The 12,445-nt window shown below is 73.6% G+C and carries 12 protein-coding genes; 3 read left to right on the forward strand and 9 right to left on the reverse strand.

Going from position 1 to position 12,445, the window contains the following annotated elements:
* Positions 1-29: 29 nt before the first annotated feature.
* Positions 30-662 (reverse strand): pyridoxamine 5'-phosphate oxidase, encoded by a 633-nt coding sequence (pdxH, locus tag ABT093_RS00720; RefSeq protein ID WP_350559189.1) that lies wholly within the window; start codon positions 660-662, stop codon positions 30-32.
* 415 nt (positions 663-1,077) lie between these two features.
* Here pdxH and ABT093_RS00725 point away from each other — a divergent pair, with 415 nt between their 5' ends.
* Together ABT093_RS00725 and serC are read left to right on the forward strand one after the other, a co-directional pair.
* Positions 1,078-2,178: a citrate synthase 2 gene (locus tag ABT093_RS00725; protein ID WP_350558236.1), complete on the forward strand. Its 1,101-nt coding sequence runs from the start codon at positions 1,078-1,080 to the stop codon at positions 2,176-2,178.
* A 167-nt stretch (positions 2,179-2,345) separates the two neighbouring features.
* A complete protein-coding gene (gene serC, locus ABT093_RS00730; RefSeq protein ID WP_350558239.1) occupies positions 2,346-3,464 on the forward strand; it encodes a phosphoserine transaminase in 1,119 nt (372 codons plus the stop codon).
* A 347-nt stretch (positions 3,465-3,811) separates the two neighbouring features.
* Here the strand turns inward: serC and thpR are convergent, their stop codons facing one another.
* Positions 3,812-4,402, reverse strand: coding sequence for an RNA 2',3'-cyclic phosphodiesterase (thpR, locus tag ABT093_RS00735; RefSeq protein WP_350558242.1), 591 nt, complete (start codon positions 4,400-4,402; stop codon positions 3,812-3,814).
* A gap of 46 nt (positions 4,403-4,448) precedes the next feature.
* Between thpR and ABT093_RS00740 the strand changes: the two genes are divergently transcribed.
* Positions 4,449-4,967 (forward strand): GNAT family N-acetyltransferase, encoded by a 519-nt coding sequence (locus tag ABT093_RS00740; RefSeq protein WP_350558245.1) that lies wholly within the window; start codon positions 4,449-4,451, stop codon positions 4,965-4,967.
* A gap of 54 nt (positions 4,968-5,021) precedes the next feature.
* Here ABT093_RS00740 and ABT093_RS00745 read toward each other — a convergent pair whose 3' ends face one another.
* The 7 genes from ABT093_RS00745 to ABT093_RS00775 form a co-directional block, all read right to left on the reverse strand.
* The gene (locus tag ABT093_RS00745; RefSeq protein WP_502884093.1) at positions 5,022-6,629 is read right to left on the reverse strand and encodes an MFS transporter; all 1,608 of its coding nucleotides are present in this window, start codon (positions 6,627-6,629) and stop codon (positions 5,022-5,024) included.
* 58 nt (positions 6,630-6,687) lie between these two features.
* A complete protein-coding gene (locus ABT093_RS00750; protein WP_350558248.1) occupies positions 6,688-7,122 on the reverse strand; it encodes a MarR family winged helix-turn-helix transcriptional regulator in 435 nt (144 codons plus the stop codon).
* A 110-nt stretch (positions 7,123-7,232) separates the two neighbouring features.
* Positions 7,233-8,996 carry a hypothetical protein gene (locus ABT093_RS00755; protein ID WP_350558251.1) on the reverse strand — a complete coding sequence of 588 codons (1,764 nt, stop codon included), beginning with the start codon at positions 8,994-8,996 and terminating at the stop codon, positions 7,233-7,235.
* A 45-nt stretch (positions 8,997-9,041) separates the two neighbouring features.
* Positions 9,042-9,893 carry a nucleic acid/nucleotide deaminase domain-containing protein gene (locus tag ABT093_RS00760; RefSeq protein WP_350558254.1) on the reverse strand — a complete coding sequence of 284 codons (852 nt, stop codon included), beginning with the start codon at positions 9,891-9,893 and terminating at the stop codon, positions 9,042-9,044.
* Positions 9,894-10,022: 129 nt separating this feature from the next.
* Positions 10,023-10,577, reverse strand: a complete 555-nt coding sequence (locus tag ABT093_RS00765; protein ID WP_350558257.1) for an SUKH-4 family immunity protein — start codon at positions 10,575-10,577, stop codon at positions 10,023-10,025.
* Positions 10,578-10,604: 27 nt separating this feature from the next.
* Complete coding sequence (locus ABT093_RS00770) at positions 10,605-11,597, reverse strand: nucleic acid/nucleotide deaminase domain-containing protein (RefSeq protein ID WP_350558260.1); 993 nt, start codon at positions 11,595-11,597, stop codon at positions 10,605-10,607.
* Positions 11,594-12,289, reverse strand: a complete 696-nt coding sequence (locus ABT093_RS00775) for a WXG100-like domain-containing protein (RefSeq protein ID WP_350558263.1) — start codon at positions 12,287-12,289, stop codon at positions 11,594-11,596. Before ABT093_RS00775 ends, ABT093_RS00770 begins: the two co-directional genes overlap by 4 nt.
* Positions 12,290-12,445: the final 156 nt, after the last annotated feature.

Below are 12,445 nucleotides of genomic sequence, written 5' to 3' on the forward strand. Positions count from 1 at the left end.
CGGGCCCTCGGGGCAGTGCCGCGCCCGCCTCACGGGCAGAGCCGCTCCACCTGCCAGCCCGTCGGGGCAGTCGGGTCGGCGAGGTAGCGCAGCCGGTCGTGCAGCCGGTTCTCCCGCCCCTGCCAGAACTCCACGCTGGCGGGCACCACCCGGTAGCCGCCCCAGAACGGCGGCACCGGCACCCCCTCGCCCTCCGGGTAGCGCCGCTCCAGGTCCGCGTAGCGCTGCTCCAGCACCTCGCGCGAGGCGACCGGGCTGGACTGCTCGCTGGCCCAGGCGCCGAGCTGGGAGCCGTGCGGGCGGGTGCGGAAGTAGGCGGCGGTCTCGTCCCGGCCGACCTTCTCCACCCGGCCCTGGACGATCACCTGGCGGGCCAGCGCGATCCACGGGAAGAGCAGCGCCGCGTGCGGGTTGGCGGCCAGTTCGGTGCCCTTGCGGGAGCCGTAGTTGGTGAAGAAGACGAAGCCGCGGGCGTCGAACGCCTTGAGCAGCACGGTGCGCGCGCTGGGCCGCCCCTGGGCGTCGGCGGTGGAGAGCACCATCGCGTTGGGCTCCACCACCCCCGCCTCGTCGGCCTCGTGGAACCACCGGGTGAACTGGCCGATCGGCTCGGCGGCGAGCTCCTCCTCGACCAGGCCCTCGTGCGCGTAGTGCTTGCGCATCACGGTGAGGTCCGGTCCGGGGCGGGCCTCGTCGGCCAGGATCCGGGTGGCTGGGGTCAGGGGCGTCGACTGGGCGCGGTCCGGGGTCTGCACGTCAACATCATCCCGTACGACAAGCAACCGGCACCGCTACCTCCGGACAAACCCCGGTGGGAGATAAGGTGACTCGCCACCGCCAGGCCGCCCGGCGTACGGTGATTCGTCCGTGATCGTGCCCTTCGCTCCGCGGATCCGCCGGGTGCGACCGGTTCCCGGGCGAAAAGTCAAGCGGGCCCCGGGAAAACATCACCACCGTGGTGTATGGCGCAATGCACCCCGTGCCTGTCACCCTGGCACCGAGTGCCAATCACCATTCGGTCAGAGGCGTGCCTCCCCACCACGGCGGCCGCCGATCGCAGAACTGAAGGAGCCGTGCATGTCCGACTTCGTACCCGGGCTCGAAGGTGTCGTCGCGTTCGAGAGCGAGATCGCCGAACCCGACCGTGAAGGCGGCGCTCTGCGGTACCGGGGCGTCGACATCGACGACCTGGTCGGCAATGTCTCCTTCGGCCACGTCTGGGGCCTGCTGGTCGACGGCAAGTTCAACCCCGGCCTGCCGGCCGCCGAGCCGTTCCCGATCCCGGTGCACTCCGGCGACATCCGGGTCGACGTGCAGTCCGCGCTCGCCATGCTCGCCCCGGTCTGGGGCCTGAAGCCGCTGCTGGACATCGACGCCGAGCAGGCCCGCGACGACCTCGCCCGCGCCGCCGTCATGGCACTCTCGTACGTCGCCCAGTCCGCCCGCGGCCAGGGCCTGCCGATGGTCCCGCAGAGCGAGATCGACAAGGCCGAGACCGTCGTCGAGCGGTTCATGATCCGCTGGCGCGGCGAGCCGGACCCCAAGCACGTCAAGGCCATCGACGCGTACTGGACCTCCGCCGCCGAGCACGGCATGAACGCCTCCACCTTCACCGCCCGGGTGATCGCCTCCACCGGCGCCGATGTCGCGGCCGCGCTCTCCGGCGCGGTCGGCGCGATGTCCGGCCCGCTGCACGGCGGCGCGCCGTCCCGCGTGCTCGGCATGATCGAGGAGATCGAGCGCACCGGCGACGCGACGACCTGGGTCAAGAACGCGCTGGACAAGGGCGAGCGCCTGATGGGCTTCGGCCACCGCGTCTACCGCGCCGAGGACCCGCGCGCCCGGGTGCTGCGCCGCACCGCCAAGGAGCTCGGCGCGCCGCGCTTCGAGGTCGCCGAGGCGCTGGAGAAGGCCGCGCTGGAGGAGCTGCACAACCGCCGCCCCGACCGCGTGCTGGCCACCAACGTCGAGTTCTGGGCCGCCATCATGCTGGACTTCGCCGAGGTCCCGGCGCACATGTTCACCTCGATGTTCACCTGCGCCCGGACGGCCGGCTGGTCGGCGCACATCCTGGAGCAGAAGCGCACGGGCCGGCTCGTGCGCCCCGCCGCGCGCTACATCGGCCCCGGCGCGCGCAGCCCGCGCGACATCGAGGGCTACGACGCCATCGCGCGCTGACCCGGCCGGACCTCCGCAGGTCACCGCAGGTCACCGCACGGTCGCGGGAACGGCGGGTCCGACATGTGAACCGGACCCGCTGTTTCCGCAGCTCGCGGGCCGGTCGGCGGCATCTCAGCGGGCGGACCGCCGTCGATTCCGGACCCCCCGGCGGGTAGGCTGCGCCCGTGGCTCAGATCCAGATCCCCGCTGACATCAAGCCCGCCGACGGCCGTTTCGGCTGCGGCCCGTCCAAGGTGCGCCCCGAGGCCCTGAGTGCCCTCGCCGCGACCGAGACCTCCCTGCTCGGCACCTCGCACCGCCAGGCCCCGGTGAAGAACCTGGTCAAGCGTGTGCGCGAGGGCGTGAGCAGCCTGTTCTCCCTCCCCGAGGGATACCAGGTGGTGCTCGGCAACGGCGGGTCCACCGCCTTCTGGGACATCGCGGCCTTCGGCCTGGTACGGGAGAAGTCCCAGCACCTCGACTTCGGCGAGTTCTCCTCCAAGTTCGCCTCCTCCGTCAAGGCCGCGCCCTGGCTGGCCGAGCCGAGCGTCGTCAAGACCGCCCCGGGCACCCACCCGCTGCCGGTCGCCGAGGCCGGGGTGGACGTCTACGCGCTCACCCACAACGAGACCTCCACCGGCGTCGCGATGCCGATCGCCCGCCCGGCCGGCGCCGACGAGGGCTCGCTGGTCCTGGTGGACGCCACCTCGGGCGCCGGCGGCCTGCCGGTGGACATCACCGAGACCGACGTCTACTACTTCGCCCCGCAGAAGTCCTTCGCCTCCGAGGGCGGCCTGTGGCTGGCGTCCTTCTCGCCCGCCGCCCTGGAGCGCGCCGCCGAGATCGCCGGCTCCGGCCGGTACATCCCGCCGTTCTTCGACCTGCCGACGGCCATCGACAACTCGTCGAAGGACCAGACGTACAACACCCCGTCGATCGCCGCCCTGTTCCTGCTGGCCGACCAGCTGGAGTGGCTGAACGGCAACGGCGGTCTCGACTGGGCCGTCGCCCGGACGGCCGACTCCGCGTCCCGGCTGTACGGCTGGGCCGAGAAGTCCTCGTTCGCCAGCCCGTTCGTGGCGAACCCGGCCGAGCGCTCCCAGGTCGTCGGCACGATCGACTTCGACGACGCGGTGGACGCGGCCGCCGTCGCCAAGGCGCTGCGCGCCAACGGCATCGTCGACACCGAGCCGTACCGCAAGCTGGGCCGCAACCAGCTGCGCGTCGCGATGTTCCCGGCGGTCGAGCCGGCGGACGTCGAGGCGCTCACCGTCTGCATCGACTACGTGGTCGAGCGGCTCTGACCGTCCCCCGCGGGCACGCACGAAGGGCCACCGCCTCCGGGCGGTGGCCCTTCCCCGTGTCGTCTCCGGTGGCTACCGGCCGACCAGCGAGCTGATCAGCACGACGACCAGCAGCAGTACCAGGGCGCCGGTCACGATTCGCATTCGAGTCTTGGGATCCACGGTCAACGAGCGTACCCCCGGCCGGTCGGCGCTCGGACGCCGAGGTTGGACCCGCCGGTGGCGTCCGGGTTCCGGCCGGTGATCCGGCGGGCGCCGTCCGAGGCCGGGAAGGCCACGACGTCCGCGATGCCGCCGGCCCCGGGCCGGGGGTCGATGCCGGTGGCCCTGCTCGGCAGCCGCGCGGGTCAGGCCTCCCAGCGGGCCAGCGGCCAGGAGCGCAGCGAGGTGTGGCGGACCGGGCCGCCGCCCTGCTCGCTGCGCATCAGGTGCAGCTCGGCGGCCTCCCACTCCGGCCCCCGGTAGCCGTCCAGCGCCCGGGCCAGGGTGTCCAGCTCGGCGGCCGCCATCCGCTGCTCCGCCCGGCGGCGGCCGCGCGAGGACCCGGCCCGGGCCAGCGTCAGGTGCGGATGGAAGCTGAACGCGTCCGTCTCGCCGGCCACCTCCGCGGTGGCCCCGTACACCGCCTCGGCCAGCCGGCGCAGCGCCCAGTCCTGCCCCTCCACCCCGGCCCAGAGCACCCGGTCACCGAACCGCCCGCCGCCGGCCAGCCGCAGGGTGTGCGCCGGGTTCACCCCGGCGACGGCGGCCAGCGCGGCCTCCAGCTCCGGCAGCCGCCCGGCCGGCACCTCGCCCAGGAAGGCCAGGGTCAGGTGCCAGGCGTCCGCCGTCGTCCAGCGCAGCCGGTCCGCTCCCGGCAGCCCGCGCAGGGGGGCCACCGCGTCGGCCAAGCCCTGCAATGCCTCCACCGGAGGCAGCACCGCCACGAAGAGCCTCATGGGGCCATCTTCCCGCGCGCGACGGTTTGGGCTAGAACGGTCTTCCATGAAGATCCGCAACGGGGGTCCCGAGGACATCCCCGACATCCTGTCCCTGCTCGACGGCGCGGTGGCCTGGCTGGCCGCCCAGGGCCGCACCCGCCAGTGGGGCGAGCACTCGTTCAGCGGCTCCGCCACCCGCGTCGAGCACATCGGCAGGTACGGCGGCGAGCCGTTCCTGATCCGGCTGGCGGTCGACGAGGAGGGGCGGACGGTCGGCTCCTGCGTCCTGTCCGAGGAGCGCCCCGAGTACGCCACCCCGGTGGACGAGCCCGAGCTGTACATCCGCAACCTGGTGACCGACCGGAGCCGCAAGGGCTCCGGGATCGGCACCGCGCTGATCGCCGACGCCCTCGACGAGGCCCGCCGGCGCGGCATCGGCCTGCTGCGGGTGGACTGCTTCGGCGGGGACGACCGCAAGCTGGTCGGCCAGTACCGGGCGCTCGGCTTCACCGAGACGGAGTCCTTCGAGGTCGAGCAGCCGGCCGGCCGCTGGCCGGGGCAGATCCTGGCGATCCGGCTCTGACACCGGCCGCCGGCCCCGGGGCCACCGCGAGGGCGCCCCTGGGCCGACGGTCCGTCAGCAGGCCGTGGCCAGCTCCGGCTTGGCGCTCGCCGCCGCACGCGGTACCAGCGTCACCACCCGGCCGCCGCGCCCCGGGTGCAGGTCCAGCCGCAGCCGCAGCTCGGCGCTGCGGGCCAGCACCAGGCCGACCACACCGGCCGCCGCCGCCGAGACCAGGCCGCAGGCCAGCAGCCCGACCCGGGGCCCGTACGAGGCGGTGACCCAGCCCACGACCGGCGCGCCGATCGGCGTCCCGCCGGTGAAGACCAGCATCAGCAGGCCCATCACCCGGCCGCGCATCGCGGGATCGGTGGCCAGCTGGAGCGAGGCGTTCACCGAGGTGTTGAAGCTCAGCCCGAACACCCCGATCAGCGTGAGCAGCAGCGCGAAGGTCCAGTAGCCGGGCGCGAACGCCGCGACCACCTCCAGCGCGCCGAACCCGAGCGCGGCGCCGACCAGCCGGCGCAGCCGCGGCGCGCCGCGGCGGGCCGCGATCAGCGCGCCGGTCAGCGAGCCGACGGCCATCGCGGTGTTCAGCAGGCCGTACTGCCCGGCGCCGACGTGGAAGGTGTCGGAGGCGAAACCCGCCAGCAGCGTCGGAAAGTTGAAGCCGAAGGTGCCGATGAAGCCGGCCAGCACCATCGGCCAGAGCAGCTCGGGCCGCTCCTTGACGTACCGCAGCCCTTCGCGCAACTGGCCCTTCTCGCGGGCGATCGGCGCGGTCGGGCGCAGTTCGCTCTGCCGCATCGCGAGCAGTCCGCCGATCACGGCGGCGAAGGACAGCGCGTTCAGCGCGAACGCCCAGCCGCTGCCGACCGCGGCGATCAGCAGGCCCGCGACGGCGGGGCCGACCAGCCGGGCGGTCTGGAAGTTGGCGGCGTTCAGGCTGACCGCGTTGGCGAGGTCCTTCGGGCCGACCATCTCGGAGACGAAGGCCTGCCGGGTCGGGTTGTCGACCACCGTGACCAGGCCGAGCAGCAGCGCGAACACGTACACGTAGTACGGGGTCACCACGCCGCCGATGGTGAGCACGGCGAGGCCGGCGGCGAGCAGTCCCATCGCGCCCTGGGTGTAGATCAGCAGCCGGCGCTTGGACATCCGGTCGGCGAGCACCCCGCCGAACAGGCCGAACAGCAGCATCGGCAGGAACTGCATGGCGGTGGTGATGCCGACCGCGAGCGGGCTGCCGGTGAGGCTCAGGACCAGCCAGTCCTGGGCGATGCGCTGCATCCAGGTACCGGTGTTGGACACCACCTGGCCGGCGAAGTAGTAGCGGTAGTTGCGAACGCGCAGCGAGGAGAACATCCCCCCGGGCCGGGTGAAGGCGGCGCCGGTCGGGCCGGTCGGGCCGGTCAGGGATGCGGCCGAGTGGGTTCGGCCGGGAGCGGCGGGATCGTCCGCCGCGGTGCGTTCGTCGGGGTCGTCGTCGCCGTTGCCGGGCAGCCCCGTCGGGGCGGGCGCCTGGGCGTCGGCGGCCGCGGCGCTCGCCGCGGCGGGGTCGGTGGTCTGCTCGTCGGTCCGGGTACGGGTGGCGGCGCTGGCTGCGGCCGGCGGTGTCACGGTGGTCTCCCCTCGCGGCGCGACGGCCGGTGGCATGGCCGTCGCGCTCCTGGTGTCGGTCATCGGTCCTGCGGTGATGCGGTTCTCCTTCGTCCTCCGGCGGCTACCGGATTCGCTGTGCCTAGAGGTGTGCGAGCTTGTAGAGCACGGGCGCGGCCTCGCGGAGCGTCGCCCATTCCTCCTCGTCGAGACCCTGGGCGAGCTCGGCGAGCCAGGCGTTGCGGCGCCGGCGGGACTCCGCCAGGATCGCCTCGGCCTGTTCGGTACTGCTGACGACCACCTGCCGGCGGTCCTCCGGGTGCGGCTCGCGCCGCACCAGGCCCTTCTCCTCCAGCATCGCGACGATCCTGGTCATCGAGGGCGGCTGTACGTGCTCCTTCCGGGCGAGCTCACCCGGCGTGGCCTTCCCGCATCGCGCGAGGGTGCCCAGCACCCCGATCTCGGTAGGACTGAGCGACTCCTCGACCCGCTGGTGGCGCAGTCGACGGGAGAGGCGCATGGCGGACGACCGCAGCTGACTGATGGCTGCGAGGTCCTGCTCGGACATCTCGGGCATGTTCTTTAGCCTACGTCATTACTCTGGCTAAAGAAAATGGGATGACGGCCGTCCGCATCCGGGCCCGGCCGGGGCCGGCGCCGGGCTCGGCGGCGGGTTCGGCACCGGCTTCAGCGGCGGGTGTCCACGGCGGCCAGACCGTCCGGCATGCCCAGCACCAGCAGGGTGCCGGCCAGCGCCAGCGACCACACCTCCGAGCCCGTCCGCAGGTCCAGCACCCCGCCGGTGGCCAGGTCCCGCACCCGGACCAGCCCGTCCGACCAGGCCGCCGCCACCACCGGTCCGGCCGCCGTCGCCCCGGCGGCCACCGCCGTCACCGGGCAGCCGCGCCGGTCCGACGGCTCCGGCATCGGCGCCGAGCGCGGACCCCAGAGCCGGACGGCGCCGTCGAAGCCGCCGCTCACCAGCAGCGGGATCTCCGGGTCGGACAGCGGGCCGCCGCCCAGCGCCGTCCCGGCCAGCGCGGTGACCGGGCCGTGGTGCAGCCGCTCGCTGGCCACCTTGCCGTCCTCGGTCCAGTGCACGGCGCCGTCCGCGTCCCCGAAGGCGGGCGCCGCGTCGGCCAGCCCGCCGATCGCCGCCACCGCGCTGAGGTCCCCGGCCGCCGACCGCACCGCGTCCAGCGCCGCCATCAGCCCGTACGCGTCCAGCCCGGGCCGGGGCTCGGCCGGGACGACCGGCTCCGGGTGGCCCCAGGCGTCGAGCAGCACGACACAGCCGCCGGCGGTCACCGCCAGCCCCCGCAGCGGGCGCGGGGCGGGCACCACCACGACGCCCAGGCGACGGCCGGTGGCGGCGTCGAAGGTGCGCACCGCGCCGGTCGGATCGGCCACCAGCAGCTGCGACAGGTACGGCCCCGCCCCGGTGGTCAGCGCGACGGCCGGGCCCGGCCGGTCCCGGTCGACGCCCTCCCAGCGCGCCCAGCGCCCGGCCCAGGGCGCGGGCAGCTGCGCCAGGACGGCCGCGGCGGCTGCGGCGGCGGTGTCCCCGCCCAGCAGCCTGGTCCGCAGCACGGCGGCCCGGACCGCCGGGTCGGGCTCGTCGACGACCGCCGGACCGGCGGCCCGCCAGGCCCGGGCGAGCGCGTCGTCCCGCCGTTCGACGGCCGCCGTCACGGGGACGGGGCCGGCGAGCGCGTAGAGCAGCGGATCGGCGGCCACCGGGCCGGGGTCGGCGGCGACGGCCGTCCAGAGCGCGGACAGCGCCTCCTCGCCGAGGGAGCGCAGGTCGGCCCCGGGCGGCGGCGGGACGGGCGCGGCCACCGCCGCGGGCGTCCCGAGCACCCGGCCGGGCAGCGGGTAGGCCGTCGCGTCGCCGCCCCGCTCCGCCGCCCAGGCGGCGAACCGCGCCGGGTCCGTCCACCGGGGGTCGCCGAGGTCCAGCACGGCGGGCGCCGGTACGGCGGTGAACGCCCCGGCCGCCGCGCCGCCGGTCGCCGCCTCGACCACCAGCCGCACCTCCGGCAGCCGCAGCAGCGGGTCGAGCAGCCCGGTCACCAGCGCGGCCGGATCCTCGGCCAGGTCCAGCTCGGGGACGCAGACCAGCGTCGGCCGCCCGTCCGCCGCGATCGCCTCGACCAGCGGTCCGGGGGCGTGCGCGACCAGGTCGAGCTGGCGCCCCAGCGACCAGACGGCCGTCCGCACGGTGGCCCCGGCGGCCGGCAGCACGGCGTGGATCCGCCGCCCGCCCGGCGCCTCCCCCTCGGTGCCGCCGCGCACCAGCCAGGCCAGCAGGTGCGACTTGCCGGACCCCGGCGGTCCCGCCACCCGGCACAGCCGCGGCGCCCGCGGGTCGTCCAGCCACCCGAGCAGCGCCAGCCCGGCCGGCCTGCGCCCCGCCCCCAGCGGCGGCATCCGCCGCCCGTCGCGCACCATCGCCCGCTTTCCCTCTCCCCGTTCAGCCCCGCCCTCAGCCCGCCCTCAGCCCCGCCGCTCGGCCACGCTGAGCATCAGTGCCTTGATCCCGTTCTCCCTGGAGTCGGCCGTCGCCCCGTAGTCGAAGCCGTGGGTGAACTCCGCCTGCGGGAACTCCCGCGCCATCCAGCGCGCACAGTAGTGCCCCGGCATCATGCACGGCTCCAGCTCGCAGTACACCCGGACCACCTGCTCGGGCTCCACGCCCTCCGCCTGCAGCCGGTGCCAGAGCCGCTCCTCCGGGTGCAGCAGCCCCGGGCCGCTCACCTCCGTGACGACGCGCTTCCCGCCCCGCTCGTCGACCACCTCGAAGGCCGCCGAGGAGTCGATGTTCAGCGGGCGCCGCAGATCGTCCAGCACCCGCGGCCACCAGCCCTCGCGGTCCTCGAACGCCGCCGGGTCGACGGCCAGCAGGCCCTGCCGCAGCTCCCGGTACGCGGCCAGGGCCACGTCCGGCCGCTCCGACGCGGCGATCGCCGGCAGCAGCCGGTCGAGCAGCAGCAGCCCCCCGGCGAACGCCTCGACGCCGGGAGCGACCGGCAGGTCGAGCGGCTCGGCCCCCGGCACCACCGCCCGCACCGACCGGTCCGGCGCGAAGTACAGCTCGGCCCCGCCGTCCGTCCCGATCCGCAGCTGCGCCGCCACCGCCCCCGCGTCCCACCCCGCCGCGGCCGCGCACTCGCCCACCGACAGCGGATCCGCCTCCTCCGCCGCCCGGAAGTACGGCCCCACCTGCAACGGCAGCCCCGGATCCCGCAACGGCCCGGCCGGCGCGATCGGCAGCGCCCGCAGCCCGCGCGGCCCGAAGTGCGCCACCAGCGCCGCCGCCAGCCCGTCGTCCCTGCTGTCCGCGCTCACGTCCGAACCGGCCCTCTCATGTCATGTGGCAGGAGTCCATGAAGGCCTCCCAGAATCGCGTACCGTCCCCGGACGGAACCCCGTCGACCGCTCGCGGGTCGACCGACACCACCACCTACCGGTGCCGGCTCACAGCATCGGGTAGGAGTCGAGGAACGCCGTCCAGAACTCGCTCTTGAACGGCAGCGGGTCCCAGCGCTCCATGCCCTCGCGGACGATCTCCTCGATCTCGGCCCAGTCGTAGGGCGTCGGCCGCTCGTCCGGGTCCGGCCGCTCCACCTCGAACTTGTAGACGAGGTAGGCCAGCGAGGAGACGTCGCCGTGGATCAGCTCGTACTCGATCTCGGAGTCCGGGTCGGACGCCCAGACGGTGCCGTCGCCGAGGTGCACGAAGACGACCGCCTGGTAGAGCATCCCCAGTGGCTGCAGCAGCCCGTGCGGGGTTTCGACCGGCTCGGGGGACGGCCAGTCCTCGAACGCCGTCTCCGGGCTGGCCGGATCCCGGTCCGCGAGCTCCTCCAGGATGCGGAAGAGCCCCCGGGAGTTCGGGATCCCGACCTCGGTCACGAAGCGCGCGCCGTCGCCGTCCGGCCAGATCCGCGCCGCCGCGTCGGGCCGGAACCGCAGCAGATCGCCGGGCGCGGCCCGTTCGACGAGCACGGGCCAGTCAATCCCCACCAGCACCAGTCATCCATCCTTCGGTCTCGCCCGTCACATGCCCTTGGGCTTCTTCTTCGCTGCCTGCTTCGCCTCGGCGGCCGCCTTGTCCTGCTGCCCCTGAGCGTCGAAGTCCTTGGTGCCCATCGTGCCACCGTATTGGCCCGCGGCGTGGTCCTGCTCGATCTGGTTGAGGTAGGCCCGGTGACCCCAGTCGCGGTCCTTGGTGGGCACCTTGTTGTCGTAGTCGACGCCGTGGGTGACCTTCAGGTCGGGGTTCTGCGACTCGAAGTGGCGGGCCAGCCAGCGCTCACAGTTCGGGCCGGCCTGACAGGGCGCCCGTTCGGTGTAGAGCTCACTGACCCCGGCCTCCCTACCGCCCAACAGGGGTTTGCCGATCGACCGTTCCGAGTGGCTGCGGACGTAGTCGCTCCGGCCGACCAGGATGATCTCGCCGTGCTCGTCCCGGTACCTGAGCGAGGCGTAGTTCTTGCCGCCGTAGTCCCCTTGGGCGCGCCGGGCCTCCTCCACGGCCCGGGACAGCTCCGTCGGCTGGGTGATCTTCTGGCTGACGACCTTCTCGTCCTGCTTCTGCTGGCCGTCGTCGTCCTTGTCGGACTTCTTGTACTTCTTCGCGTGGTACGTGTCCTTGAGGTCGTCCGGGTCCGCGTCCTTGACCTTGGGGGGCTTCCCGTCCACCAGGGGCCCGATGGTCTTGTCGGTGCCGTCCAGGTCGACCAGCTGGCCGTTCTTGATCTCCTGGACCCGGCCGTCGTCGTGGATGTAGTACTTCCGCGGCGGATTCTTGGCCCCGTCGTCCCCGCCGCCCTTGCCCGTCTTCGGCGGCGGGGCGGCCTTGTCCTCGCCCTTCTTGGCGAAGTCGTCCGCGTTGTGGGTGTCGTTGTCCTTGTGGTGCTTGGCGGTCTTGGTGAGGTTGTCGCCCGCCTGCTTGTACATCTTGGTGGCGGCCTTGCCCATGTCCTCGGCCAAGGTCTTGCCGAGCTTCTTGGCACTCTTCTGGAGCGCCTTGACGACCGCGTCGCTCACTCGAAGCTCACCGCCGCGACCCGGACGCCGAAGACCTGCGCGTGCTGGGCGACCTTCTCGGCCTGCTCGTGCAGGGCCCGGGCGTGTGCCTCCACGGCCGCCGGGTTGATCCTGAACCCGCTGCCGGCCGCGCCCCCACCGCCGTTCACCGCCGCCTCCGCCGCCTCGAAGACCAGCCCGGACACCGCCTCCGCGACGACCTCCACCAGCGGGTTGACGGCCGCCTCGATCACCTGGCCGACGACGTACTCCTCCAACTCGTGCGCCAGGTAGGACATCAGCTTGCGCGCGGCCTGCTGGGCCGCGACGGCGCCCACCTCCGCCAGTCCGAGGGTCGCCACCGCGGCGGCCTGGGCGGCGACGAACGTCGCGGCCAGGACGATGAGTTCGCCCAGCGCCTCCAGCTTCATCGCGACGATCGTGTCCGCCGCGATGTCCATCGCCTGCGCCACCACGTGGGCGGCCTGGATCACCTGGTCGAAGTGCTTGTCGGACATCAGCGCCCACTTGGCGGCCAGCGCCTGGTACGACTCGCCCTCGTAGGCGCCGCCCAGCTGATGGATCGTCGCGCTGGAGTCCGCGTGGACCTCTTCGAGGCCCTTCGCGAACTCCTTCACGTGCTCACCGAACTCACGGACCCTGTCCTCGTTGACCGCGGGCCAACGGATGCCGATGAAGTCAAGGAGCGTCACTACTTCACTCGGAAGCTCGATTGCCATCGAGAAACCCCCCGTGAATCACAATCCCTCGATTGGACCAAAAGTTTATACAACTAATCTTTGGCTGCCGATGCCCAAAGCGTGCCGATTGTGTAGCGATCCGGAACGACTCCGACCGATTTGTGCTGG

Source organism: Kitasatospora sp. NPDC002551 (genome assembly GCF_040296005.1).
Classification (GTDB): Bacteria; Actinomycetota; Actinomycetes; order Streptomycetales; family Streptomycetaceae; genus Kitasatospora.